We start from the raw sequence: 25,702 nt of genomic DNA, 5'->3' as shown, positions 1-25,702 counted from the left end.
GGTGTGGCGATGCAATCTGCTGCCGTGGACCTTCCGGACTCTCCCGACGACACGCTCGGCGAAGCCGTCGTCGACCTCGTTCTGCGTGGCATGTGGCGCGGCAGGCCCGAGTCGGAGCACCGCCCCTTGGTCGACGCCGGGCTGGCGATGGTGAAGGGTCCGATGACGCTGCCGACCGAGCGTGCCAAGGCCGCCGCCTCGCGGATCCTGCGGATCTCCCCGGGATCAGCGCAGGAGGAGCAGATCACCGCGGCGTACGAGGCCTTCCTGCCGGTCAACAGGAAGATCCGCGAGGTGTGCACGGCATGGCAGTGCCGCCCCGACGGCACCGCCAACGACCACTCCGACAGCGTCTACGACGCCGGGGTGCGCGAGTCGCTGGAAGACGTGCACGAGGCCATCCAGCCCGTGCTGCGCAGGCTGGAGCGGGTGCTCGAAGGCAGCGGACGGTACCTCACCGCCCTGGAGGAAGCCCTCGACCGCTTCGACGACGGTGCGGTGCAGTGGCTGGCCTCGCCCCTGTGCGACTCGTACCACACCGTGTGGATGCGGCTGCACCAGGAGTTGCTGCTCGTACTGGGGATCAGCCGGGCCGAGGACGAGGCCCGTGAAGAGGAACTGGTCAGGAGGAGCCGGGGTTGAGCGTCACCGACCGCGAGACGGGCCCCCTCACACCGTCCGAGGTCCCCGGCCGGATCCTGGTGCCCTACGGGCAGGGGCGGATCCGGGGGCTCGCCGCCGACGAACTGGGCGCCCACGGCACAGCGATGGACCGTCTGGTGGCCCTCGGGCTGCCGGTCGTACCGGGGCTCACCGTGCCGGCCGGCGCCTCCGCGTCGCTGTGTGAACCCGGCACCTCCGAAGCCGCCGTCGACCTGATCGAACAGCTCTCGGGGCGGCGGATCGGCGACGCCGGCCGCCCGTTGCTGCTGCGCCTGTCGGCGAGCGCGCCGACCGAGATCGCCGGACTGCCGCCCGACCTTGCCTGCCTCGGCATCACCTCCGACGGCGCCGACGGCCTGTGCGCCGTCATCGGGCGCGAGGACGCGCTGTACGAGGTGTGGGCCGCCACCGTGCGGATGATCGCCGAGTACGCCCTCGACGTGCCCGGCGCGGTGCTCGACGACGCTCTCCTCGACACGCCCGAGCCGCGGGCACGGGTCGATGCGCTGCTGTCCCTGGTCGCGCAGCACGGTTCACGGCCCTTCCCCGACGACCCGGCCCAGCAGCTCGCGCTGGCCGCCCGTGCCCTCCTCGTTCGGTGGGACTCACCGCGAGCGAGAAGATCCCGCAAGGCACAGCGGCTGCCCGCCGATCTCGGTATCGCCCTGCACGTGCAGGCGCTGCGCATCGGCCCGGCGGACCACTCCGGCTACGGCACGGCGGTCAGCCGCCATCCCGAGACCGGCCGTCTCTCTCCCCAGGGCTCGTTCTTCCGGGGGGTGCGCCGCAGCGCCCCACCACCGCACACCAGTGAACCGCTGGACCGGCTCGCGGGCGGAACAGCTCTCCTGGAGCATTCCCTGCTCACCCTCGAACGTCATCTGCACGCACCCGTCTCCGTCGACTTCGAGGTGCGCGACGGCGAGATCTCCCTGCTCGCCGCCGCCGCGCAACAACGGCCGCCTCTGCGGGCCTCGGTGTGTCTCGCCGCCGACCTGGCACGCGACGGCGCGCTCGGCCCCGAGGAGGCCGTACTCCGGATCAGCCCGGCGCAGGTGCAGGAACTGCTGCACCCCCAACTCCGGCTGACCGGCGGCGAGGAGCTCCTGATCAAGGGGCTGCCCGCCTCCCCAGGCGCGGCGACCGGTGTGATCGTGCTGTCCAGTGAACGTGCCCTCGAACTGGGCGCGGACGGCACCCATGTCGTGCTCGCGGCCCATGAGACGAGCCCGGCGGACGTCCCGGGAATGCTGGCGTCCGCCGCCGTACTGACCGGCACCGGCGGTATCGCCTCGCATGCCGCCGTGGTGGCGCGGGGCGCCGGCAAGCCCGCGGTGTGCGGCGCCGAGGGGCTGCGCGTGGACCGGGCCGCCGGGACGGTGCGGATCGGCAACCGGGTGCTGCGCGAGGGCGACCCCGTCTCGATGGACGGCCGTACCGGCGCCGTCTACGCGGGCACGCTGAGCGTCAGTGTCGCCGGACCGCCGCCCGAACTGTCCACCCTGCTCGAGTGGGCGGACGGCATGCGCCGGCTGGGTGTGCGGGCCAACGCCGACAGCGCCGCGGAGGTGAGCACCGCCGTCGCCATGGGGGCGGAGGGTGTCGGGCTGTGCCGTACGGAGCACCAGTTCCTCGGGGAGCGGCTGCCGCTGATCCGCCGGGTGATCCTGGCCGCCGACCCGGCGGCCCGCGACGAGGCGCTGTCGGCACTGGAACACGCCCAGCACCAGGACTTCAGAGCTCTGCTGGCCGCGGTCGGGAACCGTCCCGTGACCGTACGGCTGCTGGACGCCCCGCTGCACGAGTTCCTGCCGGCCCCAGGGCAGGCCGAGAACGCCGGCGAGGAGCAGCGGGCCGCCGCGCTGCGTGAGGCGAATCCGATGCTCGGGCTGCGCGGAGTGCGGCTGGCACTGCTGCACGAGAGGCTCTACCCGGCGCAGGCCGAGGCGCTCTTCGCCGCCTGGGCGGACGTCGCCGCCACCGGAGTCCGGCCCGAGCTGGAGGTGATGATCCCGCTCGTCAGTGTGCCGGAGGAGCTGGCCGCCGCGGCCGCGTACGTGCGCGGGGCCGCCGAGGCAGTCGCCGCCCGCACCGGTGTGCAGGTTCCGTACCGGTTCGGCACGATGATCGAGACCCCGCGGGCCGCGCTGCTCGCCGGCGAACTCGCCGACCACGCCGAGTTCTTCTCCTTCGGCACCAACGACCTCACCCAGCTGACCTACGGATTCTCCCGGGACGACGTCGAGCGCCAGGTGCTCGCCAACTATCAGGAGCGCGGTTTGCTGACGGCCAGCCCCTTCGCGCAGCTCGACCCGCACGGGGTGGGCGCCCTGGTCGCTCTGGCGGCCGAGCGGGCACGGAGCGTGCGGCCCGGTATCAAGCTGGGCGTGTGCGGAGAGCACGGCGGGGATCCGGAGTCGATCGCGTTCTGCGACGGCCTGGGCCTCGACTACGTCTCCTGTTCCGCGCACCGGGTGCCGGTGGCCCGGATGGCGGCCGCGCACAGTGCCCTGCGCAACCGGCGTGACGAGATCGGGAGCGCACGATGACGAGCACCGTGACCGACGGCAGGGCCCTGTCGGACGGCGAACTGGACGACCTGCGCGAAACTGTACGGTCGGTGTGCGCGGACGCCGGGGGCACCGCGGCGGTGCGCCGGCTGCCCGAGCGCTCCCCCGGCATCGACGCCGCGTTGTGGAACACCCTCGGCCGGCAGGTCGGCCTCGCAGCCCTCGGTCTGCCCGAGTCGGCGGGAGGAATCGGCGGCCTGGCCGAGATCGCCGTGGTCTGCGAGGAGTTGGGCAGGACGCTGGCACCGGTACCGCTGCTGTCCTCCACCGTGCTGGCCGGGCAGGTGCTGGCCGGCTGCGGTACGGCCGACAAGGCGCTGGCCGAGCTGGCCGAGGGCACGGTGCACGCCCTGGCGGTGGCGGCGCCCGACGGAACGTGGCGGTCCGACGCCGTGCCGGTGGCCGTCTCCTGGCAGGGCCGTGTCCCGATCCTCGACGGCACCGTGCCGTTCGTCCTCGACGGCGCCGATGCCCAGGCGCTGGTGGTGGCCGGCATCGGGGCCGACGGCGTGGACCTCTTTCTCGCCGACCCGAGCGGGCCGGGGGTCACGGTTCGCCGGGTGCCCACCCTGGACCTCAGCCGGGGCCAGGCGGTGGTCGCCTTCTCCGGCGCTCAGGTCCGGGCGCTGACCACTGGGGGCGAGGGCGCGGATGTCGTCTCCCGTGCGCTGGACGTGGCCCTGGTCGCACTGGCCGCCGAGCAACTGGGCGGCGCGCAGGCCGCGTTGGACATGACGGTGGCCCATGTGCGGGACCGTACCCAGTTCGGCAGGGCGATCGGCGGTTTCCAGGCGGTCAAGCACACGTGCGCCGACATGCTGCTCCAGGTCGAGTCCGCACGGTCGGCGGTGGTACGCGCGGTCCGGGCGGCCGGCTCGCCCGAGGCGCTGGCCGAAGCGGCGGCGGTGGCCCAGGCGTGGTGCTGCGAGGCCTTCGTGTCCGTCGCCGCCGAGTGCGTTCAGCTCCACGGCGGCATGGGCTTCACCTGGGAGCACGACGCGCATCTGTACTTCCGGCGTGCCCAGTCCGACGCAGTCCTGCTGGGTGACGCCGCGCACCACCGGGAACGACTGGCCGAGCTGCTGGCCTGGTGACGAGGAAGGCGGGAACGTCATGACCACCAGACTCATGGCCGAGGGCCTGTTCGAGGGTGTCGATCCCCCGCGGCTCGTGGGCGCGCGGTGCTCCGGATGCCACACCGTCGTCTTCCCCCGGCAGGACTCGTGTCCCCGGTGTGCGGACGGCACCATGTCCGCGCATGTGCTGCCGGTGCGGGGCCTGGTGTGGTCGTGGACACTCCAGGCGTTCCCGCCCAAGCCGCCGTACCGGCCGCCGTCCGGGGGTTTCCAGCCGTATCACGTGGGCTATGTGGACCTCGGTGAGGTGCTGGTCGAGGCGCGGCTGGAGGTGCCCCTCCGGGAGATACGGATCGGGCTGCCGGTCCGGCTCACCACGATGCCCGCCTACCACGACGAGGACGGGACCGAGGTGCTGACCTTCGCGTTCCGCCAGGACCCGGAAGAGGACCGATGACCGAGGGCCGACCGACGACCAGGACGGATCCATGACCAGGGCGAGGTCCGACGAGGTTTATGTGGTCGGCTGCGGTATGCATCCCTTCGGCCGCGACGAGACCGTCACCGGGATGGCCATGGCCGAGCGGGCCGTGCGCGAGGCTCTGGCCGACGCCGGTGTCGGCTGGGAGGACATCGGCTACGCGGCCGGCGGCTCCGACGTGTCCGGCAAGCCCGACACGCTGGTGGGCCGCCTGGGCCTGACCGGTGTGCCGTTCGTCAACGTGCAGAACGGCTGCGCGACCGGCGCCTCGACCGTGCTCGCGGTGGCCAACGCCCTCCGCGCGGGCGAGGCCTCGCTGGGCCTGGCGGTGGGCTTCGACAAGCACGAACGGGGCGCTTTCAACGTGTCCGCGGCCCGCTACGGCCTTGGCGACTGGTACGCCGAGAGCGGCATGATGCTGACGACCCAGTTCTTCGCCCTGAAGACCCGGCGGTATCTGCACGAGCACGGCATCTCGGAACGGGCGCTGGCCATGGTCGCGGCACGGGCCTTCCGCAACGGCGCCCAGCACCCCATGGCCTGGCGGCGCAAGCCGCTCACGGAGCAGGAGATCCTCGACTCCGCCGAGGTCAGTCCCCCGCTCACCCAGTACATGTTCTGCTCGCCTGGGCAGGGTGCGGCGGCACTGGTCCTGGCCCTCGGCGACCGCGCCTTCGACCTGTGCGAACGTCCGGTCAGACTGGCGTCGTTGGCGCTGCGCTCCCGGCGGTTCGGGTCGTTCGAGGTGTTCTCGCCCTGGCTGCCGCCGGGGCCGCACCGCAGCCCGAGTGTGGACGCCGCGGAGGCGGTCTTCCGCAGGGCCGGTCTGCGGCCGGCGGATGTGCGGGTCGCCCAGTTGCAGGACACCGACAGCGGCTCGGAGCTGATCCACCTGGCGGAGACCGGGCTGTGCGGCCACGGCGAGCAGGAGGAACTGCTGGCCGCCGGAGACACCGACGCCACAGGCCGGATCCCGGTCAACACCGACGGCGGCTGCCTGGCCGGCGGTGAGCCCGTCGGCGCCTCGGGGCTGCGCCAGTTCCACGAAGTCGTCCGGCAGTTGCAGGGCCGGGCGCCGGGAGCACAGGTACCGGGCGCTCCCCAGGTGGGCTTCACGCATGTGTACGGGGCGCCCGGGATCAGCGCGTGCGCGGTACTGACGGCCTGAGAGGCGGCGGACACAGTGGCCTGGTGAGCGAAGCCGCTGCCCAGGTGAACGCTGACCCGGTGAACCGAACCGCTGCCCGGTGAACCGACGTGTGTGTCAGGTCTGTGCGGCGGCCGGCTTCTGGTCGGCGACGACGATGCGCAGCGCCAGCGACCTGACCGCCTCCAGCACGGCCTGGGACGGCAGTTGGGACAGCAGCCCTCCCTCGGCCCGCAGCGCCGTGACGAGCATGGTCGTACTGATCAGGGTGCGGACCGCGAGTGCCTGCGTCGCGTGCCGTGACTTGGCCGCCCGGGGGCTGCGCGTGGTGCCCTCGGGCAGATAGTCGTAGCCTCGCTGGACGTGCCGCTGTTCGAACTCGTCCCTCAGCGCCTTGACGCTGCCGCTGGCCGAGGCGATCTGTACCTGGTAGAGGCGGGCCTCGTCCGGGTTCCGCTCCACCCAGTCCCACACGGCGTCGATGACCCGCAGCAGGCCCTCCGCGTCACCCGGCTCGGACTCCGGCCGGGCCGCCTCCACGACCGCGTTCAGCTGGTCGAAGACCCGGCGCATGGCGAGTTCGAGCAGCTCCTCCTTGCCGTCGAAGTGGTAGTAGACGGCCGTGGGCACCACTTGGGCCTCGTCGGCGATGTCCTGGATGCTGGTCTCCGCGAATCCGTTCCGGCCGAACACCCGTACGGCGGCGGTGATGATGTGCTGCCGTCGCGAGGGGCGGTGGGCGGGCTGTTTGCCGTTCTCCGTGCTGGCCATCATGCTCCCTGCGACCGCCGTGAACCCGCGTCCGCGCGTCCCGTGTACTGACCATGCTATCCAGTAACTCCGACGTTGGAACGTGTAATTCCAGCTGCACAAGTGACTGCAGAGCTCATGGCTCCCGGCATACTTGACATCATGACGACATCCGGAACCCGCGCCGCTCACCGTCCTTCGCGCAAGCAGTGGGTGATCGAGGCGGCCACGGAGTTGTTCGCCACCCAGCCGCCGGACGAGGTGACGGTGGCCGACATCGCCGCTCGCGCGGAGATGACCTCGGCTGCGGTGTACTACCACTTCTCCTCCAAGGACCAGGTCCTGGTGGAAGGTATGCGGGTGTTCGCGGCCGCGCTGCGTGAACAGATGGAGGCGCTCACCGAGGCCCATACTCCCGACTCCGACATCGGTCCCGCCGTTACCGCGCTGTTGGCCTGGCTGGGCGAGCACCGGTCGGCCGCCACCGTGTTCTTCGTGTCGTCGGCCGGTATGAGCCATGACGCGGAGGCGCTGCGGCAGGAGAGCCGTACGGCGCTGGTGCGTGAACTGGTGCTGCTGATCCGCAAGGCCCGCACGTCGGTCTCCGACGCGGAGGCGGCGGTGATCGCCCTGGGCCTGCTGGCGCTGTTGGAGACCGCGGCGATCTCACAGGTCCGCGGCGACGACGTCTACCGCTCGCTCGGCCACCGCTCCTTCGTCCGTGAGGTCGGCCTGCTCGCCGAGCGGATCGCCGACCCGGCCACCTGAGCGGACCGGGTCGCCGAGGCCTCGGATCACACCAGCAGGCGGAGGGGCTTGCGCAGCAGTTCACCGACCGTGCGCAGATATTCGGCCGCGGGTGCCCCGTCGACGGCGCGGTGGTCGAAGGTCAGGCTCAGGGTGAGCACCCGCGTCCGCACGGGCCGGTCGTCCACCCACTCGACGCCGTCCCTGAGCCTGCCCACACCGAGAATCGCGACATTCCCGGTGTTGATGACGGGCGTGAAGAAGTCGACGCCGTATCCGCCCAGCGAAGTGACCGTGAAAGTGGCGCCTTCCAGCCGGGCCGGGGAGATCCGCCCCTCGCGCGCGGCCTCGGCCAGGGCCCTCGACCGGCGGGCGATCTCGGGCAGCGGCAGTGCCCCCGCGTCCTCGATCACCGGGACCAGCAGGCCACCCGGAACGGCCACCGCGAACCCGAGGTGGATGTCACCGAGCAGATGGATGCCGTCCTCCCGCACCGTCGCGTTGAGCAGCGGGTGGCGGCGCAGGGCCAGCGCGGCGGCCTTGAGCAGGAAGTCGTTGAGGCTGGGCACCGGCAGCTCGCCGTCGGCCCAGTCCTCCTTGAGCCGCTCCCGCAGGGACACCACGGCGTCCATCCGCACTTCGTAGCCGTGTGTCAGCTGCGCCATCTCCTGGAGGCTGGCGTGCATCCGGCGGGCGATGGTGCCGCGCATCCCGGTGAGCGGGAGGAGGTCGCCGGCCTGGGGTTCGGCGCCAGGGCGCACGGGCGTCGGCGCGGGCGTCATCGTGACGGCCTCGAGGTCGGCCCTGCGGATCCAGCCGCCTGGGCCGGTGCCGTTCACCTCGGAGAGATCGATGCCCCGTTCCTTCGCCAGCTTGCGCACCAGCGGTGAGGCGGAAGCGCCCGGCGGGGCCGGTGCGACGAGACCGCCGGGGAGGACCGCCAAGAACTCCTCCACGTCCTCGGAGATGATCCTCCCACCGGGCCCGGTGCCGCGTACCGCGGTGAGATCGACGTCAGCCCCGGCCGCCACCCGCCGTGCGTTGGGTGAGGACAGGAGCCGGCCACCGGCGCCGCGTGGGGCGGCGCTGCCGTTGGGAGAGTTCGCCGCGCCGTTCGGGGTCGGCACCGCGGAGGCAGCGCCGACACGCACGGGCTCCACGGCCGCCGGCCCGGCGGGCATCGGCGTACCCCCTGGGTCCGGTGGCTGCTCGCCCTCGGCCAGCAGCCAGCCGATGAGGGTCCCGACCGGGACCGTGGTCCCCGCCTGGACCACGGGGTGGAACATCCCCCCGGCCTCCGCCTCGACATCCACGTCCACCTTGTCGGTGGCCAGCCGCAGTAGTGCGTCGCCCTCGGCGACGGCGGCGCCGGTGGCCACGAGCCATTCGTCGATCATGCCTTCCTGCATGGTGAGGCCGATCTTCGGCAGCAGAACCTCGACCGCCACGTCGGTCACGACCTTTCGAGGAGACGGCGGCAGCCCTCGGCGATCCGCGCGCGATCGGGCACGTACGCCTTCTCAAGGACCGGGGAGAAGGGAACCGGGGAGAAGGGGGCGCCGATGCGCAGGACCGGCGCGTCCAGGTGGTCGAAGGCCGCGTCCTGGATCTGGGCGGCGATCTCCGCGCCGAGTCCGCCGAAGGTGACGGCCTCGTGTACCACGAGCACCCGGTTGGTCCGGCGCACGGAGGCGAACATGGTCTCGGTGTCCAGGGGCTGCACGGTACGGGGATCGATCACCTCGATCTCCACCCCCTGCGCCGCGAGTTCGTCGGCCGCCGCGAGGGCCTCGCCCACCATGCGGCCCAGAGCGATGACGGTGACGTCGGAGCCCTGCCGCGCGGTGTGCGCCTGGCCCAGCGGAATGCCGTAGATCTCCTCGGGCACCTCGCCGGTGCTGCCCAGCAAGACCTTGTTCAGCATCACGACGACCGGGTTGTCGTCCCGGATGGCCGAGACGGTCAGGCCCTTGGCGGTGTACGCGTCGGACGGCATGACCACCTTGAGGCCGGGAACATGGGCGAGCCAGGCCTCCAGGCTCTGGCTGTGCTGGGCGGCTGCGCCGAGGCCCGCGCCGGAGGCGGTGGTGATGGTGAGCGGCACGGACAGGGCGCCGCCGAACATGTACTTCATCTTGGCGGCCTGGTTGACGATCTGGTCGAGGCAGACGCCGATGAAGTCCATGAACATCAGGTCGACGACGGGTCGCAGGCCACGCGCGGCGGCGCCGACGCCGAGGCCGACCAGCGCGGCCTCGGAGATGGGTGTGTCGATCATGCGGCGGGGCCCGAACTCGTCGAGCAGGTTGTCGAACATGCGGAACACGCCGCCGTAACCGGCCACGTCCTCACCGGCGACGAAGACGTTCTCGTCCTCGCGCATGGCCTGCGCGAGTCCCTCGTTGAAGGCCTTGACGTAGGTCAGTTTGCGGGCCGTGCCCGGTGCGGCGGCCGGTGCTTCGGTCATGGTGGTCATGGCGGTCATCCCGAGTAGACGTTGAGCAGCAGGTCGGCTGGGTCGGGCAGGGGGCTCGCCTCTGCGTACGCGATGGCCTCGGCGATCTCGTCGCGGGTGCGCTGCCATACGTCGTCCAGCTCGGCGCGCGTGGCGGTGCCGTCGGCAACGGCCCGGGCCTCCAGCAGGTCGATGGGGTCACGGGCCTTCCACTCGGCGACCTCCTCGTCCGAGCGGTAGGGGTGACGCAGTCCTTTGACGCCCTGGTGGTCGTAGAAGCGGTAGGTCTTCGCCTCGATCATCATCGGGCCGGCGCCCGCCCGAGCCCGTGCGACGGCGTCGGCGGCGGCGCGATGGACGGCGAGCGCGTCCATGCCGTCGACGATCACACTGGGCATGCCGTAGGCGGCGGCCCGGTCGGCGACGTCGGCGAGCAGCATGTGCCCGGACTGCGGGGTGAACTCCGCGTAGCCGTTGTTCTCGCAGACGAAGACCACCGGCAGGCCGAGGATCGCGGCCATGTTCGCGCCCTCGTGGAAGGCGCCGATGTTGGTGGCGCCATCGCCGAAGAAGGTCACAGCAACGCTGTCCTCGCCCTTGTACCGGGCGGCGAAGGCAGCACCCACGGCGATCGGGACGCCCGCCCCGACGATACCGTTGGCGCCGAGCATGCCGCGGGTGAGGTCGTTGATGTGCATGCTCCCGCCGCGGCCGAGGCAGGCGCCGGTGACGCGGCCGTACAGCTCGGCGTACATCTCGCGCAGGCCGACGCCCTTGGCCACCGCGTGCCCGTGGCCCCGGTGGGTGGAAGTGATCTGGTCGTCGTCGCGCAGGGCCGCCATCACGCCGGCGGCCACGGCTTCCTGGCCGACGTAGAGGTGCAGGAAGCCGGGCAATCTGCCCGCCTCCATGAGCTTTCCCGCCTCGGTCTCGAACAGCCGGATGCGCACCATGCGCTCGTGCAGATCCTTGACGACCTGCGCGGATTCCTGGTTCGCGGCCGGGTCGGCCGACTTCGTCGATGCCCTCTGAGCCATTGTCCGCCCCTTCGCCCCGAACGAGGTGTAACCAGCGATCGGACTTTGTGGTGTCGGCATACAGTAACTAGCAGGGGCACCTTACTGAAGAGGTTCTCAAATTACTACGGGCAGGACTCAACCGACGTCGGGACCGCCGCCACGCCGGTCCACAAGCTCCACACCGTTGCCCTCCGGATCAGCCCAGAAACTGATCCGCCGACCGCGCGCCGACACCACGACCGGCGACGACAGCGGCCTGGCATCGGCAGTCGGCAGCACGGCGACAAAGGGCTCGATATCGTCCACGTGGAAGGTGAGGTAGGCCAGACCGCAGCGCTCGGCCAGCGGGACGGCCGACGGGAACGACACCGCACTCGCCCGAGGCTGGATCAGCTTGATCCGGCCACCGGACGGCACCTCGAGCCAGACGACGAGGAGCTGTCCGCCCAGCCCGGCCGGGCCGGCGATCGCCTGCGGGATGCGGGAGCGGTGCACGGGGACACAGCCGAGCACCTCACCGTAGAAACGCTCCATCACCTCCAGATCCCGCACCACGACCCCCGCCTCGAAGGGCTGGGTCATCCGCACCCTTCCGGGCGCCTCGTCCGGACCGGTCGTCTCATCGGCCATCGGGCCACCCTCTCCGTCGGCCTGCCGGCCATCTCATCCCACTAGCTGGAGCCATTCAATAGAAAGATCCCGTCGAGCTGAGCGTGCCCCTGCCACAGGAGGCCGGGTGACCCGCAGAATGCCGCCTCACGAAGTTCGGTACTTTCTATTGACACACCACACTAACTCCTGTTGTTGTGGCGGTCACAGCGCAGCTGTAGCACCAGGACCCCTTCACCAGCTCGCGGCTGGGAGGATTGAGGACATCGTGGTCCAGATCAATTCACCGGAGACCCGAACGGCGGACGACGATCGTCCGCTGCCGCCCCCCGCTCCGAAATACACCTCATGGATCGGCCAGGACCGCTCCACGGACGCCGCGGGCGTCGCGACGCGGCAGGACGCGGCCGAGCTCGCCGAGCGTGTCGTGGAGCACTACATCAACAACACCACGCACGAGGCCGAAGAGCAGTGGACGGAACCCGTCGACAACTACCTCGACGCCGACCGCTGGCTGCGGGAGATGGACGCCGTCCACCGGAGCGTTCCGCTGCCCCTGGCCATGTCGTGCGAGCTCCCCGGACCGGGCACCTACAAGGCGTTGGACGTGCTCGGCGTCCCCATCCTGATCACCCGGGACCGCAAGGGCGTCGTGCACGCGATGATCAACGCGTGCCGGCACCGCGGCGCCGAGCTCGTCGAGCCGGGCTGCGGCGTGGCGAAGCGGATCACCTGCCCTTACCACGCCTGGTCGTACGACCTGTCGGGCGAGCTGCGCGGCGTGTACGCCGAGAAGACCTTCGGCGAAGTACCACGCGAGAAGCGCAGCCTGATCCAGCTCCCCGTCGGCGAGCGCGCCGGCATCGTCTTCGTATCGCTCGATCCGGCCGCCGAGCACGACCTGGACGCCTGGCTGGGAGACCTGCGGCCGCTCCTGGAAGGGCTCCGCTTCGCGGACTGCCACCACCACGCGACCCGTGAGCTGACCAGCCCGAACTGGAAGGTCACCCTCGACGGGTACCTGGAGACCTACCACTTCGCGTCGCTGCACACGAAGACGGTCTTCGAGACGAACTTCTCCAACATGATGGCCCATGACACCTGGGGCCCCCACCAGCGTCTCGGTGCCGCCCTGCGGCCCGTCGCCGACCTGGTGGAACTGCCCCCGGAGCAGCGCGATCCGGGCGACGTCGTAGGAGCCATCTACTGGCTCTTCCCCGGTCTGGCCATCGCCGGCACCTGGCGTAACAAGATCGCCGTCTCCATCGTGATTCCCCGTACTGCCACCGAATCGGTGACCCAGCAGATCATCCTGCTGCGCGAGCCCGTCGTCACCGAGGAGGAGCGTCACGCCGCCGACCAGTTCGGCGAGTGGTTCTACGAGGTGGTCCGCGACGAGGACTACGCGACCACCTACGGAGTGCAGCGGGGGCTGAAGGCTCTCGCCGGGACCGACTTCGTCTTCGGACGCAACGAACCTGGGCTCCAGCACTTCCACCGCACCATCCACCGCCTCCTGGACGAGGCGTCCAGATGACGAACCAACAACCCTCGCAGGAGAACAACATGGTGGCTACGGGCAACCTCGACGGACGTGTCGCAGTGATCACGGGCAGCACGCGCAGTATCGGCCGCGCCATTGCCGAGGCCTTCCTCGCCGACGGGGCAACGGTCGTGCTCAGCGGCCGTTCGGAGGTCAAGGGCAAGCAGGCGCTGGAGGAGCTCCAGGCCGGTGAGAAGGCCGTCTTCCACGCCAGCGACTCGAGCAGCCAGGCGGACATCGAGGCACTCGTCGACTGGACGGTCGAGCGCTTCGGCCGACTGGACATCATGGTCAACAACGTCGGCGGCACCGAGGGCTTCGCCCCGGTCCACGAGCTGAGCGACGAGGCGTGGCACAAGGCACTCGACCTGAACCTCAACGCCTACTTCTACGGCACCCGCCGCGCGCTGAAGCCCATGCTGGAAGGCGGCTGGGGGCGGGTCATCAACATCTCCTCGGTCGAGGGCAAGCAGGCGAACAAGCCCGCGATCAGCCACTACATCACCAACAAGCACGCCATCCACGGTCTGACCAAGGCGACCGCCTTCGAGTACGGCACCCTGGGCATCACCTGCAACGCGATCTGCCCCGGCGCCGTCGACACCGACCTGATGCGTGCCGCGGGACCGGCCGCGGCCGAGGCCGAGGGCATCAGTTACAAGGAGTGGCTGGGCCGGTTCGCCGAGCACGCCGCCACCAAGAAGATCACCACCGTCGAGCAGATCGCGGGAGTCGCCAGCCTGCTCACGAGCGACGCGGGCGCGGGCATCACCGGCACGCTGATCAGCGTCGACGGCGGCACGGCGCAGTGGTGAGCGGCGCAACGGACGGCGGGAGCCCCATCACCATGAAGCACTGGATCATCGACTGGCAGCGCAACGAGCGACTGCCCCACTACACCCGGGCCAACGCGGGCGAGACCCTGCCGGAGCCGGCCAGCCCGCTGGGCTGGAGCCTGGTCTGGGGGCGCGGCCTGCGGGGCTGGCGCCGCGGCTTCGTCGACTTCGGCATCTACCGCGAGGAGGAGGTCGCCGGCACCCGGCCCCCGTTCGTCGGAATCTTCGGCGGCTACTTCTACCTCAACCTCTCGCACCTGCGGCTGTTCGGCATCCGCATGGGGCAGACCGCCGACCAGATCGACGCGGCCTTCGTCGGCCAGCGCTCCGACACCCCGGTGTACGTGGCGCACCCCGACGACCAGGACGCGGAGCTGACGGCCAAGGCCGGCGGGATCCTCCAGCAGATGCTCGGCCGGAGCGGCTACCCGGAGGGCGACGCCGACCACGAGCGGCTGCGCCGGATCCGCCGCGAGCGGCCCGACCTCTCGCGGTTGTCCGACGCCGAGCTGGTGGCGCGTGCGCGCGGCCTGCTCGACGACGTCGAGACGACCTTCCAACGGCACGTCGAGTCGTCACTGCCCGCGTCGGTCGGACCGGCTATTCTCGGCCCGCTGTGCGCGAGCGTCGATCGTCCCGGCGCGATGCTCGACCTCATCGGAGGGCTGGGTGACGTCGACTCGGCCGGCCCCTCGGCGGGCCTGTGGACGCTGTCCCGGCAGGTGGCGGCCTCCGCCGAACTGACGGCACTGTTCGACCAGGGCCCGTTGGCGGTGGAGCAGTCGCTCGAGGGAGGGACCGGGGACATGAAGGCGTTCCGGGACTCCTTCGCCGAGTTCCTCGCCGAGTCCGGCGACCGCGGCCCCAACGAGTGGGACATCCACGCGCTGTCCTGGGAGGCCGCCCCGATCCAGGCACTGTCCCTGGTCGACCGGATCCGGCACAGCTCCGACGGTGATTCCCCGGCCGCGCGGCACCAGCGGCTCACGGCACACCGTCAGGCGACGGCGGCGGAGGTCCGTGGGGCCCTCCCCGAGGACGTGCAGCCGATGTTCGACGCCGGAATGCACGCGTCCAACGTGTGGATCCCGGCGCGCGAGCGGACCAAGGCGAACTGCGTCACCGTCATCAACGAAATCCGGATGGCGATCCGCGAACTCGGCCGCCGCGGTGCCGAGGCAGGACGCTTCGCGCAACCCGAAGACGTGATGATGCTGCTGGACACCGAGCTCGACGACTATGTCGCCGATCCGGATCGCTTCGGCCCCGTCATCGCCCAGCGGCTTCAGGAGTACGGCGAACTGCGCGAACTGGAACCGCCGTTCTTCATCGCGGACGACTCCCGGACCGAGATCGACAGCTGGCCGCGGCGGAGCGAGGAGCACACCGAGGCCGCTGTCGAGGGAGACGTCCTCAAGGGGGTCGGCGGCAGCCACGGCACGTACACCGGCAGGGTCCGGGTCGTCGCCGACCCGGCCTCGTGCGAGGCGCTGGAGCCGGGCGAGGTGCTGGTGGCACCGATCACCGACGCCGCCTGGACCCCGCTGTTCCTCGTCGCCGGAGCGGCCGTCGTGGATGTCGGCGCGCTCAACAGCCACGCCGTCGTGGTCTGCCGCGAGCTGGGCATCCCCGCCGTCATCTCCGTCGAGGACGGTACGCAGCGGCTGCGGGACGGCATGGTGATCACGGTCGACGGTGAGCGGGGCACGGTCACCGTGGACGGCGTCCCAGTGGCCGCCGGGCTCTGAACCGGCGGAAGCAGTCGCGAGAGAAGACGACGGGAAGCAGGGACGCGGCCGTGAAGCAGTCGGTCACCGGATGGGAAGACCTCAGCGGTTACCGCCTCGACAACGAGGCTGCGACCGAACCGCTGGACAGACAGACGGAGTGCACCTTCGTCTGGGTGGGAACCGGCCGACACCCGATCAGGGCCGTCGTCGACTACCTCTTCCGGGACGGACGGTTCTGGGTGTCCGCGACCGACCGACGCCCTCGGGTCGCTGCCGTGCGCAGCGACCCGAGGGTGAGCCTGGTCGTCAGCAGCAAGGGCTCCGGCATCGCCGATCCGCCGCTCGCCCACCTGCCGGGGGCTCTCGCCCAGCACATCCGCCGGAACACGCCGGGCGGCGAGCTCTACGTGGTCACCGGGCGCTACGACGACACATTGCGCCGTACCGCCGACGGCTGGCGCTTCACCCACCGCACGCTGACGCGCAGCTGGTCGGACGGCAACCCTGCCGTGCTGGCCTGCTGATGGCACCGCAGCGATGGCGCAAGGTGGTAACACGAGGAAAGGACGCCTGTGTCCGAGGAAATCATCGTCGCCGGATGGATGGAGTACGCGCCCGAAGAGCGCGACACCATGCTGGGACATCTCGTCGAGGTCCAGGAGCGCACCCTGGAGACTGAGCCGGGCTGCCTGGACTACGCCATCACGGCGGACCCCATGCAGGCGGGGCGCATTCGGGTGTTCGAACGCTGGGTCTCCCAGCAGGCCCTCGACGAACACTTCACCACCCCGCACATCAAGGATTTCCGGACGGCGGTGGCTGGGCTGACCCGGGTGGGAGTCTCCCTGAACGTGCACAGCGTCGCCGAAACACGAACCATGCGCTGAAACCGTGTCGCTGCCCCAGGGTCGAGTACGCCGGGGACCTGAGGTACCTCCCACGCCCTCAAGGCAGTGGGGGAATGGCCCAAGACCGTTCAGGGCGTGCGGCTGAGCGGACTCACTTCTCACTCAGTCCACCGGAACGGTCAAGCAGAGGAGACAGGAAGAGGAAAGACGGAGGAGGGCGCCCGCCTTTCGCCGTACCCGTTTCGGGAGAAAGCGGCTTGGACCTCTCACCGAGGGCGAGCGCGTACGCCATCGGTGTCCGGCATGCCGCTCAGGCCGGCGTGCCGTCCTACGGGTCCGGCGTCAGCCTCACCAACATTTTGCCGATGTTGCCGCCGCCGAGGAGGGAGAGCAGTGCCTCAGCCGCGTGGTCGAGGCCGTCCACCACTGTTTCGCGGGCGACGATCCGGCCCGAACGTAGCCAGCCCGCGACCCGCTGCTCGAACTCCGGCCGCAGGTCGTCGTGGTCGCGGACGATGAAACCGCACAACGTCAGCCGCTTGAGGACCGCTTGGATCAAGTGGTTGATGTCCACGGTCCGCCGGCCGCCGCCGAACTGCGACATCATGCCGCACAGGGCGATTCGGCCACCGGTCCGCAGCGCGTGCAGGGCCGCGGCGAGCTGCTCACCGCCCACGTTGTCGAAGTACACGTCGATCCCATCGGGTGCCAGCCGAGCCAGCGCCTCGCGCACCGGCTGGGCACGGTAGTCCGCGGCCGCGTCGTAGCCGAACTCCTTGACCAGCAGGGCGCACTTGTCGGGCCCGCCGGCGGTGCCGATCACTCGTTCCGCGCCCAGCATGCGCGCGAACTGGCCGGCGGCGGTGCCGACGGCCCCGGCAGCCGCCGACACGAAGACGGTGTCGCCGGGGCGCAGCGCCGCGATCCGGGTCAGGCCCACGTACGCGGTGAATCCCGTCTGGCCGAGCAGCCCCAACCAGGTGGGCAGCGGGGCGAGTTGCGGGTCGATGCGATCCGCCCCGTCGGTGTCCGCCCCGGCCAAGACGGCCCGCTCCCGCCAGCCCAGCTGGTGACGTACGAAGGCACCCGGCGGTACGGAGGTACAGCGGCTCTCCTCCACGACACCGAGGGCGCGCCCGTCGAGCGGTGATCCTGGGGCGAAGTTGTGCGTGTAGTGCTTCTCGGTGGTCTCCAGCCGCCCGCGCATGGACGGGTCGACGCTCATGTAGAGATTACGGACGAGGACCTGCCCCTCACCGAGGGGCGGCAGGGGGCGTTCCTCGACGGCGAAGTCACCGGGGAGCGGTTCTTTCCCAGGTCGGCGTACGAGACAGACCACCCGTGTGGTGCGGGGTGTCACCGGCTCACTCCTCCGGCTGCCGGGCGACGCGCCGCTGGGCGAGCCGGCCCACCCAGCCGGCCATCTGGAGGTCCGCGTGGCGCAGTTCGCCCGACTGCCAGCGGGCCTGGAAGTCGAAGATGCCCTGCGCTCCGGTCCCGGGATCGGTCACCTCGACCAGGCCGTCCTCGGTGAGCCGGTACACATGCCCGGTCAGTGGGTGGATCACTTGCTTGGGCATGGACCCCTCACTCCTGCACTCGGCGGCGCACGCCGCGCTTGGTCACGGTCACCGGACCCTCGACCAGGAGCCTGCAGGCGAGCCGGGTCAGGCCGTCCGCCGGCATGCGCAGGGCCTCGATGCCCTCGCGTTCCAGCGGGCCCACGGGCGAACAGTTCTCGGTACCCTCCTCCACCCGAACGAAGCAGGTACGGCAGGTGCCCTTGCCGCCGCAGACGGTGGGCCAGCGGTAGCCGAGCCGCTGGGCGGCGGTGAACAGGTCCTCCCCGTCGAGGACGTCGATCTCGGCGCCGGAGGGCCGGACCGCCACCCGGTGGGTCACGGTCACCGGTTCATCCACCGGTCGAGCGTCTGGTTGAAGTGACGGATGCGGCTCTCCTGGTAGTTGGCCAGGGTGATGCCCGGCTTCCGCATCGTCTTCAGGCCCTCCTGGACGTAGGGCAGGTTCTCGCAGTCCTGGTCGAAGACGGGCCCGAGCACACCCAGTTCCGGGATGTCCGCGAAGAGCATGTCCTCGGGCACCCAGCGGATCTTGACCGGCGGCGGCATCTCGCCGGGCTGCTTCGGGGCGGACATGAAGATGATCTCGGCGGTGCAGGAGTCCGGGTCGAGACCGTTGGGCCGGAACCGGTAGATGATGTTGGACTTGGCGCCGCCCCAGGGGTTGAAGTTGGGGAAGAGCAGGTAGTTGATGGCGTCGAGCAGTTCGGTGTCGGCGGTCTGCGAGAAGTCCTGGTGCGAGGTGGCCGCCAACTGCTCCCGCATCCGCTGGGCGAGGACCTGACGGGCGGTGCCGCCGGGCGGGATGGCGGGGAGGTCGTCCCCTTCCTTCATCACCAGGTCACGGCCCTGGGCCGCCGAGTAGAACGAGCGCGAGTCGTAGAACGTCTCCAGAACGTCCTCCTCCGTGACGGAGTCCGCCACGTGCGGGCTGGGAGCGCCCTGGATGTTGATCATCCGGTTCCAGTTGGGCTGGTCGGCCATGACGTCGTACTGCGAGTTGGCGTCGGCGAGCCACGGCAGCATCTGGGGGTGCGTGGCGATCACATGGAAGGACTCGATGAACGCGTCCTGCGCGATCTTCCAGTTGCAGGGCAGCACCTTGCCGATGTGGAGCGACTTGTAGCGGTCCTCCAGCGGCCAGATGTAGTACTCGTCGAAGGTGCCGCGGTAGCTGTCGAAGGACTCCGCGTACGGGTCCATGTTGACGAAGACGAAGCCGCGCCAGGTGGCCACCTTGGCCTCGGGCAGCGTGAACTTCTCCGGGTTGACATGGGGGAAGTCCCAGGCGCACGGCGGGCTCTGGAAGGAGCCGTCGAGGTTCCAGGTGAACCCGTGGAACGCGCAGCGGAACTCGCCGACGTTGCCGCCGTTCGTACGCAGTTTGCGGCCGCGGTGCAGGCACGCGTTGACGAAGGCGCGGATCTCGTCGGGGGCCGTCCGCACGATGATCAGCGAGTCGTTGCCGATCTCGTAGATCTCGTGGTCACCGACCTCAGGTATCTCGCTCTCCAGGCAGGCGAACTGCCAGACGCGGCGCCACACCTGCTCCATCTCGCGCTCGGCCCATTCGCGGGAGGTGAAGCGCGCGGCGTCGATGTCCTCGCTGCCGAGGTGGTCGTTGTGGTCGAACCTCAGCGCCGGTGGAACTGGCCGGCTGTCCCGGTCGAGGTAGTCCTGGACGCTGGGTCCGGGGCATCGAGCCGATCCCAGCCCCGATGATTCGTCCATCATCTCTCCTCCGGCAGAAACTTTAGAGTGAGTATAGTTACCGTCTCCAGCCGGGAGCAACACTCACGTCGGTGTCCGAACGTCACATCGGTCGAGGTCTCCACGAGATATGCCGTTTCACGTGGAATTACTTGGGCCCACCCCCTCCCCCAAGCCCGCTGGGCCGTGTCACACTCAAACGCACTTGAGGCTGTACTACCTCATAAGTTTCTTGGTCCGGCGCGGAGTATGTCCGCTCCCGCCACAGCGCCGCGCGGTCGCCCCCGCGGCCCGCGCCGCACCCCACGACGGCGGTTCACCCGGCCCTCTCCATCTCCGTGGGTGCCGTCCCGCCTGGGGCGGCACAGAATCCGCCAGAACCTCCGCCTGAACAGTGCCGACCGCCGCGGACGCTTTCGGCGGCGGGCTGCCGTTCGAGGTGTCCCCCACGTTCCCCTACTGGGGCAGCCGCGCGGAGCTGATGGAGGTCGTCGAGCTGGCGCGGCAGGGACTTGTCTTGCAACGGCCGGGCGGTGGTGCTGCCGCACGGCTGAGCGGGGGTGCGTGGGCAGCGCGATGTTTCGCCACAGGGCCGGTTGTCGAGTGCGGGTGCTTCGTGGTTGCGCGCGCTCAGCCGCCCGCCGGACCCCGCGCGCCCACCGTCCGTGCCACACAGCGCCGCAGCACCGTCAGGAACTCCGGCGTCTCCCACGGCCCCCGGTCCACGCGCCCGGTGTCCGCCACACCGAGGTCCTGCACGTCGTAGCGGCCGCGGCAATGGCCGAGGGTGAAGTAGCAGACCTCGCCGAGCCCATACCGCTTGAGATACAGCACCGGCCGGGATGCGTTGTCGTTAGCTGCCGTGCCGCTCTCGGCGAACCCGCAGCACGGCCCCGTGTACTCAGCGTGCAGCAGCACCTCCAACTCCCCGTGCAGCTCGCACAGGTACAGCTCGTCGGTGACCGTGAACGGTTCGATCCCGGCGACCAGCGGATGGCCGGGCCAGGTCACCCGCACCTCGTACGGTTCGATCGGCGGGTGGGCCAGGAACTGGCTGCCCAGCACGACCGCCACTTCGCCGAGAAGCCGCGGAGTGGTGAACACCCGCGGTCCTCCGGAAGCCGGCGGCTCGATCACCGCGTTGGTGCCGTGCAGGGCCAGCCAGCGTCCGCCCCGCTCGACGAACCGTGCCAGCGCGGCCCGCTCTGCCGGGCTGGGCCGGACATCGCAGGTGTAGGTGACCAGCAGGTCGGCCCCCTCCAGCGCGGCGGCACAGTCGTAGTCCTGGAAGACCGTCGTACGTACCCTCGGATGCTCTCCGAGCAGTTCGAGCAGCCGGAGCCGCGCGTAGTCGAAGTCGTGCCACCTGCCGCCGCAGACCAGTACGGCGTGCAGGCGGCCGGCCGGGCCCGCCACGGCTCAGTACTGGACGCGGGTCAGCAGCCCGCCGTCCACCACCAGGTTGACCCCGACGCAGAAGGAGCCGGTCCGGCCGAGCAGGAACGCTACGGCGGCCGCCACGTCCTCCGCGGTGCCGTAGCGGCCGATCGGCAGCTTGGCGAGGACCTCCTCGTACACCTCCGGACGGCTGGTGCGGATGGTCTCCCAGGCGCCGCCGGGGAAGTCGATCGGGCCGGGCGAGACGGTGTTGACGCGGATGCCCTTCGGCGCGAGGGCGTGCGCGAGGGCCGAGGCGTGCTGGACCACGGCGGCCTTCAGGGCGGAGTAGGAGTTGGCGCCGGCGGGCCGGGCGGTGTCGGAGGCGTTGGTGGTGCCGATGGCGACCACGGCGGCCCGGTCGGAGGCCTCCAGGTGGGGCATGGCCGCCTCGACGAGTCCCGCGAACGGGATCAGGTCGCCGCGCAGGCTGGCCTCCCATGACTCGGGGCCCTTGACGTTGCCCGCCGACACGTTGGACACCAGCAGGTCCAGGCCGTCGAGTTCACCGGCCGCCCGCTCCACGAAGCCCGCGAGCGCGGCCGGGTCGGTGACGTCGAGGGGCTCGGCGAACACCGTCGCACCCTCGCCACGCAGTTCAGCCGCGGTCTTGGCGAGCGCCTCCTCGCCCCGGGCGCACAGCGCCAGCGCGCAGCCCTCGGCCGCCAGGGTTGCGGCGATCGCCCGGCCGATGCCCCGGCTCGCACCGGTCACCAGTGCCTTCGCGCCTGTCAGTCCCAGCTCCATCGATGTCACTCCTTTGTGATTGCGGAACGGCCTCCCGGTGCCGAACGGGCCCCAGGTGATTGCGGGAACGAGCCGCGAGGCCCCTCGGGTTGTCGTTCCTCAGTTGCCGGAGATCTGCGAGAACGGCACCCGGTCCACGCGCGGCTCCGGCGGCAACTTCAGTACTCGCTCGCCGATCAGATTGCGCTGGATCTGGTCGGTGCCTCCGGCCAGCCGGTAGCCGGGAGCGCCGAGCAGATGCTGGGTCCAGGCGAACGTTCCCGGCTCTCCCGTGTCGGCGCAGATCCGGGCGCCCATGAGTTCGGCTGCAACCTGCCCGGTGCGGGTGAGCAGGTCGGAGGCCATGAGCTTGGTCAGCGACGCCTCGGGGCCGGGCCGGCCGCCGGAGGCGCTCGTTCTGGCGATGCGGTCCACGGTGGCGGCGCGCAGCGCGGTGCGGACGTACAGGTCGGCGAGGCGCTGACGGATCAGCGGGTCGTCGGTGCGGCCGAGAGAGCGGGCGAGGGCGAGAACGTCCGTGAAGGTGCCGCCCTTGCGCCGGTTGCCGCTGCCGGAGGCGGTTCGTTCGAAGCCGAGGGTGGTGGTGGCGACCTCCCAGCCCTGACCCGGGCGCCCGATCCGGAGCCGGTCCGGGACGCGTACACCGCTGAGGAAGACCTCGTTGAAGGAGGCACCGCCGCTCATCTGGCGGATGGGGCGCACCTCCACGCCGGAGGCGTCCAGTGGGACCAGGAAGGCGGTGATGCCCGCCTGTTTGACGACATCCGGATCGGTGCGGGCGAGCAGTAGGCCGTAGTCGGCGAACTGTGCTCCCGAGGTCCACACCTTCTGTCCGTCGACGACCCAATCTCCCCCATCCTCCTGCCGGGCGCGGGTGCGCAGGGCCGCGAGGTCGGAGCCGGCGCCGGGTTCGCTGAAGAGCTGGCAGGCCAGCAGGTCGGTGCGCAGGAACGCGCGTGCGTAGTCATGGCGCTGCTCGGCCGTCCCGAACAGGGAGACGGCCATCGCGACCAGGCGCACGGTGACACTGATCAGCTCGGTGGACGGCGGCACCTCGAAGGCCGACTCCTCCTGGGCGAAGACCGCCGCGTGGGCGGCGGTGAGGCCGGCGCCGCCCTTGTCCCGGGGCAGGGTGAGGGCCTGGTACCCGGCGTCGAAGCGGGCTCGCTGGTAGGCGCGGCAGCGCTCCAGCAGCAGGCGCTCCTCGGCTTCGGGGATGTTGTGGAACACGGCGAGGCGGGCGGCCTCGCCGGTCGTCTCCGGCGCTCGCACGGGTTCGAGCACGGTGGCCAGCCACTGTCGGACCGGTGTACGCCATGCGTCCGGATCGGGCTGGGACATGGCTCCTCCTCGGGACGACACTTACCAGACGACAGTTGCAGTAACAGTGATCAGAAGGTATCCGAGCCATCCGCTTGACCATCGGCGGATGCGTTCTGCTTGCTTCAGAGTGTTCCCCACTTTCTTGATAAACGCTACAGTCTGCGCATCGACTCTCCTCTGAACGCGGGAGAGGATCGAGAGCCGCCGGAGGAGCCATGTCGCTGCTGCCACTCGACCGTCGCGCCCAGGAGACGCCAGCCGAACCCGCCCTGGTGGACGACTGGGAAGTGCTGTCCTGGTCCGGCCTCGTCGACCAGGTGACACGGGCGGCGGCACGGCTGCTGGAGATCGCTCCCGGCCCTCACGACCGGGTCGTCGTGCTGGGCGACAACGCCATACCGACGGTGGTGGCCCATCTGGCCGGGCTGCGCGCCGGTGTGGGGACCGTGGCCGCGTCCCGGCATCTGACGCCGGGCGAGCTCGTGGACCAGATCATCGACGCGGGGGCGACCGGGATCATCGCCGGCCCCGCCGGTGCGGGTGCCGCCCTGGACGCGGCCAGGGAACTGGGCCTGCCGCTGGTGATGCACGGCACTCCGGCGATCGGGCACGCCCTCGACTGGGACCTGTGGCTGGCGGCCGCGCCCGCCGGCCGCCTGGTTCCCGCGGACCGGCCCGCCCGGCCGCCCCTCGTCTACACCTCGGGAACCACGGGCCGGGCACGCGGCACCGAGGTGCGCTGGGTGACCGGCCCGGTCGCCGACAGCGCCGCGTATCTGGCCGCGATGGCCGCCCGGCCCGGATTCCCGCCGGGACCGCACATGGTGTGCGGCCCGCTGCAGCACAACGCGCCGCTGACGTCGCTGCGGCACCTTGTGGCCGGTCAGCAGGTGGTCGTCCTCGGCAGATACGACCCGGCGATATTCCTGAGCCGCGTCGCGAAGTGGCGGGTCACCTCCACCGTCATGGTGCCCACCCACTTCCAACGGCTGCTCGCCCTGCCGGAAGAGGTACGCGCGCGGTACGACGTCTCCAGCCTCGTCCAGGTGTCCCACACGGGATCCGCGTGCCCGCCGGACGTGAAGCGGGCCATGATCGAGTGGTTCGGCCCGGTGCTGACCGAGTCGTACGGCGCCAGCGAGGCGGGCACCGTGGCCCGCATCAGCAGCACCGAGTGGCTCGAACACCCCGGCTCGGTGGGGCGCGCCCAACCCCCGTTCGAGGTCCTGGTGACCGATGACGACGGCCGGCCGCTGCCGCCCGGCGAACGGGGACTGCTCGCCTTCCGCGCGCCCGAGGACAGGGGCGTTCGCTACCACGCGGACCCGGACAAGACGAAGGCCGCCTATCTTTCCCCCGGCGTCTTCACCCTCGGCGACATCGGCTACGTCGACGCGAACGGCTACATCTTCATCACCGACCGAGCCGCGGACGTCGTGGTCTCCGGCGGTGTCAACCTGTACCCGGCGGAGAGCGAGACGGTGCTGCGGCAGCACCCGGCGGTCGCCGAGGTCGCGGTCATCGGCGTGCCCGACCCGGACTTCGGCGAGTCACTGCGAGCGCTGGTCGTGGCAGCCGTGGACGGGACGCGAGCCGAGGAACTGGACCGGTTCTGCCGCGACCGGCTGGCCGCCTACAAGTGCCCGAAGGCGTACGAGTTCGTTCCTGAGCTCCTGCGCAACGCGATGGGCAAGCTCGACAAACGCGCGATGCGCCGACCCTACTGGCGCTCCGAGCGGACCATCGCGGGCTGAGCCGGGCCGAGGACCGCCGACAACCGCCGACCCCTCGTACGAAGGATCATTCATGACCGAACTCCTGCTCATCCGGCACGGCCTCCCGCTGGCAGGCGTGTACGACCCGGGGCTGTCGCCGGAGGGCACCGCGCAGGCCGAGCGCCTCGCCGCCTGGCTGGTGCACGAGGACGTCGACGCCCTGTACACCAGCCCGTTCCGGCGTGCCCGCGAGACGGTGGCGCCCCTGGAACGGCTCACCGGCATGACCGCGACCGTGCTGGACGACCTGCGCGAGTGGGACACGGACGTCTCACACCCCTACACGCCACCCGAGCAGATCGGCGCGGACGATCCCCGGGCGGCGGCGCTCGCCGAGGGACGGTACGAGGACTTCGTGCCCGATCTGGACTGGGACGCCTTCCGCGCGCGTGCCGTACGGGCCATGAACACCATCCTCGACACCCACTCCGGCGGGCAGGTCGCGGCCGTGTGCCACGGCGGCATCACGAACACCTACCTGGCGACCGTACTCGGCCTGCCCACGATGTTCTGGTTCCACCCTGGGTACACCTCGGTCTGCCGGGTCCGGCGGCTGCCGGGCGGCCGGATCGTTCTGCACTCGGTGAACGAGACGGCCCACATGATCGCCGAGCGTGCCGTCGACGCGGTCGCCTGACCCCGCCTCTGTCCCCCCC

The 25,702-nt window shown here is 70.7% G+C and carries 25 protein-coding genes; 13 read left to right on the top strand and 12 right to left on the bottom strand.

The genetic code is table 11. The annotated features are described in order from the left end of the window. Positions 1–9 precede the first annotated feature (9 nt). The 5 genes from DI276_RS39995 to DI276_RS39975 are packed head-to-tail and all read left to right on the top strand — an operon-like array spanning position 10 to position 5,958. Positions 10–642, top strand: a complete 633-nt coding sequence (locus DI276_RS39995) for a hypothetical protein (protein WP_198681209.1) — start codon at positions 10–12, stop codon at positions 640–642. Further along, the gene (locus tag DI276_RS39990; protein ID WP_112273681.1) at positions 639–3,212 is read left to right on the top strand and encodes a putative PEP-binding protein; all 2,574 of its coding nucleotides are present in this window, start codon (positions 639–641) and stop codon (positions 3,210–3,212) included. The genes DI276_RS39995 and DI276_RS39990 overlap by 4 nt, the downstream gene beginning before the upstream one ends. Beyond that, positions 3,209–4,327 carry an acyl-CoA dehydrogenase family protein gene (locus DI276_RS39985; RefSeq protein WP_112273679.1) on the top strand — a complete coding sequence of 373 codons (1,119 nt, stop codon included), beginning with the start codon at positions 3,209–3,211 and terminating at the stop codon, positions 4,325–4,327. The genes DI276_RS39990 and DI276_RS39985 overlap by 4 nt, the downstream gene beginning before the upstream one ends. Before the next feature lie 19 nt (positions 4,328–4,346). Beyond that, complete coding sequence (locus DI276_RS39980) at positions 4,347–4,766, top strand: Zn-ribbon domain-containing OB-fold protein (protein WP_112274065.1); 420 nt, start codon at positions 4,347–4,349, stop codon at positions 4,764–4,766. A 31-nt stretch (positions 4,767–4,797) separates the two neighbouring features. Further along, complete coding sequence (locus tag DI276_RS39975; protein ID WP_112273677.1) at positions 4,798–5,958, top strand: thiolase family protein; 1,161 nt, start codon at positions 4,798–4,800, stop codon at positions 5,956–5,958. A 96-nt stretch (positions 5,959–6,054) separates the two neighbouring features. Here DI276_RS39975 and DI276_RS39970 read toward each other — a convergent pair whose 3' ends face one another. After that, positions 6,055–6,708 carry a TetR/AcrR family transcriptional regulator gene (locus tag DI276_RS39970; RefSeq protein ID WP_198681208.1) on the bottom strand — a complete coding sequence of 218 codons (654 nt, stop codon included), beginning with the start codon at positions 6,706–6,708 and terminating at the stop codon, positions 6,055–6,057. 141 nt (positions 6,709–6,849) lie between these two features. On the opposite strand from DI276_RS39970, the gene DI276_RS39965 reads away from it, so the two are divergent. Next, a complete protein-coding gene (locus DI276_RS39965; protein WP_112273672.1) occupies positions 6,850–7,455 on the top strand; it encodes a TetR/AcrR family transcriptional regulator in 606 nt (201 codons plus the stop codon). 26 nt (positions 7,456–7,481) lie between these two features. On the opposite strand, the gene DI276_RS39960 is transcribed toward DI276_RS39965, so the two are convergent. The 4 genes from DI276_RS39960 to DI276_RS39945 all read right to left on the bottom strand — a co-directional run bounded on the left by DI276_RS39960 (position 7,482) and on the right by DI276_RS39945 (position 11,538). Next, positions 7,482–8,891: a 2-oxo acid dehydrogenase subunit E2 gene (locus DI276_RS39960; protein WP_198681207.1), complete on the bottom strand. Its 1,410-nt coding sequence runs from the start codon at positions 8,889–8,891 to the stop codon at positions 7,482–7,484. Further along, positions 8,888–9,910, bottom strand: a complete 1,023-nt coding sequence (locus DI276_RS39955; protein ID WP_112273670.1) for an alpha-ketoacid dehydrogenase subunit beta — start codon at positions 9,908–9,910, stop codon at positions 8,888–8,890. Before DI276_RS39955 ends, DI276_RS39960 begins: the two co-directional genes overlap by 4 nt. 5 nt (positions 9,911–9,915) lie before the next feature. Continuing rightward, the gene (locus tag DI276_RS39950) at positions 9,916–10,926 is read right to left on the bottom strand and encodes a thiamine pyrophosphate-dependent dehydrogenase E1 component subunit alpha (protein ID WP_198681206.1); all 1,011 of its coding nucleotides are present in this window, start codon (positions 10,924–10,926) and stop codon (positions 9,916–9,918) included. A 117-nt stretch (positions 10,927–11,043) separates the two neighbouring features. After that, a complete protein-coding gene (locus tag DI276_RS39945; RefSeq protein WP_198681205.1) occupies positions 11,044–11,538 on the bottom strand; it encodes a VOC family protein in 495 nt (164 codons plus the stop codon). A gap of 247 nt (positions 11,539–11,785) precedes the next feature. Here DI276_RS39945 and DI276_RS39940 point away from each other — a divergent pair, with 247 nt between their 5' ends. Genes DI276_RS39940 through DI276_RS39920 form a run of 5 tightly spaced genes read left to right on the top strand, consistent with a single transcriptional unit; the run spans position 11,786 to position 16,513 of the window. Continuing rightward, the gene (locus DI276_RS39940) at positions 11,786–13,054 is read left to right on the top strand and encodes an aromatic ring-hydroxylating oxygenase subunit alpha (RefSeq protein WP_198681204.1); all 1,269 of its coding nucleotides are present in this window, start codon (positions 11,786–11,788) and stop codon (positions 13,052–13,054) included. Beyond that, complete coding sequence (locus DI276_RS39935; protein WP_198681203.1) at positions 13,051–13,875, top strand: SDR family NAD(P)-dependent oxidoreductase; 825 nt, start codon at positions 13,051–13,053, stop codon at positions 13,873–13,875. Before DI276_RS39940 ends, DI276_RS39935 begins: the two co-directional genes overlap by 4 nt. Positions 13,876–13,907: 32 nt before the next feature. Beyond that, entirely contained in the window at positions 13,908–15,644 is a 1,737-nt protein-coding gene (locus DI276_RS39930; protein ID WP_112274052.1) for a PEP-utilizing enzyme, read from the top strand. Between the two features lie 50 nt (positions 15,645–15,694). Continuing rightward, positions 15,695–16,150, top strand: coding sequence for a nuclear transport factor 2 family protein (locus DI276_RS39925; protein WP_157985267.1), 456 nt, complete (start codon positions 15,695–15,697; stop codon positions 16,148–16,150). A gap of 48 nt (positions 16,151–16,198) precedes the next feature. Continuing rightward, a complete protein-coding gene (locus DI276_RS39920) occupies positions 16,199–16,513 on the top strand; it encodes a putative quinol monooxygenase (RefSeq protein WP_112273668.1) in 315 nt (104 codons plus the stop codon). A 289-nt stretch (positions 16,514–16,802) separates the two neighbouring features. Here DI276_RS39920 and DI276_RS39915 read toward each other — a convergent pair whose 3' ends face one another. The 7 genes from DI276_RS39915 to DI276_RS39885 form a co-directional block, all read right to left on the bottom strand. Continuing rightward, positions 16,803–17,813 carry an NADP-dependent oxidoreductase gene (locus tag DI276_RS39915; protein ID WP_232837266.1) on the bottom strand — a complete coding sequence of 337 codons (1,011 nt, stop codon included), beginning with the start codon at positions 17,811–17,813 and terminating at the stop codon, positions 16,803–16,805. Between the two features lie 25 nt (positions 17,814–17,838). Continuing rightward, positions 17,839–18,054, bottom strand: a complete 216-nt coding sequence (locus DI276_RS39910) for a transposase (protein WP_112273664.1) — start codon at positions 18,052–18,054, stop codon at positions 17,839–17,841. 7 nt (positions 18,055–18,061) lie between these two features. Next, entirely contained in the window at positions 18,062–18,394 is a 333-nt protein-coding gene (locus DI276_RS39905; protein WP_198681202.1) for a 2Fe-2S iron-sulfur cluster-binding protein, read from the bottom strand. Beyond that, entirely contained in the window at positions 18,379–19,788 is a 1,410-nt protein-coding gene (locus tag DI276_RS39900; protein WP_112273662.1) for an aromatic ring-hydroxylating oxygenase subunit alpha, read from the bottom strand. The genes DI276_RS39905 and DI276_RS39900 overlap by 16 nt, the downstream gene beginning before the upstream one ends. Before the next feature lie 606 nt (positions 19,789–20,394). Beyond that, the gene (locus DI276_RS39895) at positions 20,395–21,180 is read right to left on the bottom strand and encodes a ThuA domain-containing protein (RefSeq protein ID WP_112273660.1); all 786 of its coding nucleotides are present in this window, start codon (positions 21,178–21,180) and stop codon (positions 20,395–20,397) included. A gap of 3 nt (positions 21,181–21,183) precedes the next feature. Beyond that, positions 21,184–21,948 (bottom strand): SDR family NAD(P)-dependent oxidoreductase, encoded by a 765-nt coding sequence (locus tag DI276_RS39890; RefSeq protein ID WP_112273658.1) that lies wholly within the window; start codon positions 21,946–21,948, stop codon positions 21,184–21,186. 99 nt (positions 21,949–22,047) lie between these two features. Continuing rightward, positions 22,048–23,289 carry an acyl-CoA dehydrogenase family protein gene (locus DI276_RS39885; protein WP_112273656.1) on the bottom strand — a complete coding sequence of 414 codons (1,242 nt, stop codon included), beginning with the start codon at positions 23,287–23,289 and terminating at the stop codon, positions 22,048–22,050. A 197-nt stretch (positions 23,290–23,486) separates the two neighbouring features. On the opposite strand from DI276_RS39885, the gene DI276_RS39880 reads away from it, so the two are divergent. Both DI276_RS39880 and DI276_RS39875 read left to right on the top strand, forming a co-directional pair. Then, a complete protein-coding gene (locus DI276_RS39880; protein ID WP_112273654.1) occupies positions 23,487–25,025 on the top strand; it encodes an AMP-binding protein in 1,539 nt (512 codons plus the stop codon). Between the two features lie 52 nt (positions 25,026–25,077). Further along, positions 25,078–25,683, top strand: a complete 606-nt coding sequence (locus DI276_RS39875) for a histidine phosphatase family protein (RefSeq protein WP_112273652.1) — start codon at positions 25,078–25,080, stop codon at positions 25,681–25,683. The last annotated feature ends 19 nt before the right edge of the window (positions 25,684–25,702 follow it).

The organism is Lentzea terrae (assembly GCF_003265345.1).
Classification (GTDB): domain Bacteria; phylum Actinomycetota; class Actinomycetes; order Mycobacteriales; family Pseudonocardiaceae; genus Lentzea; species Lentzea terrae.
This window is presented reverse-complemented; position numbering and strand designations above follow the sequence as displayed.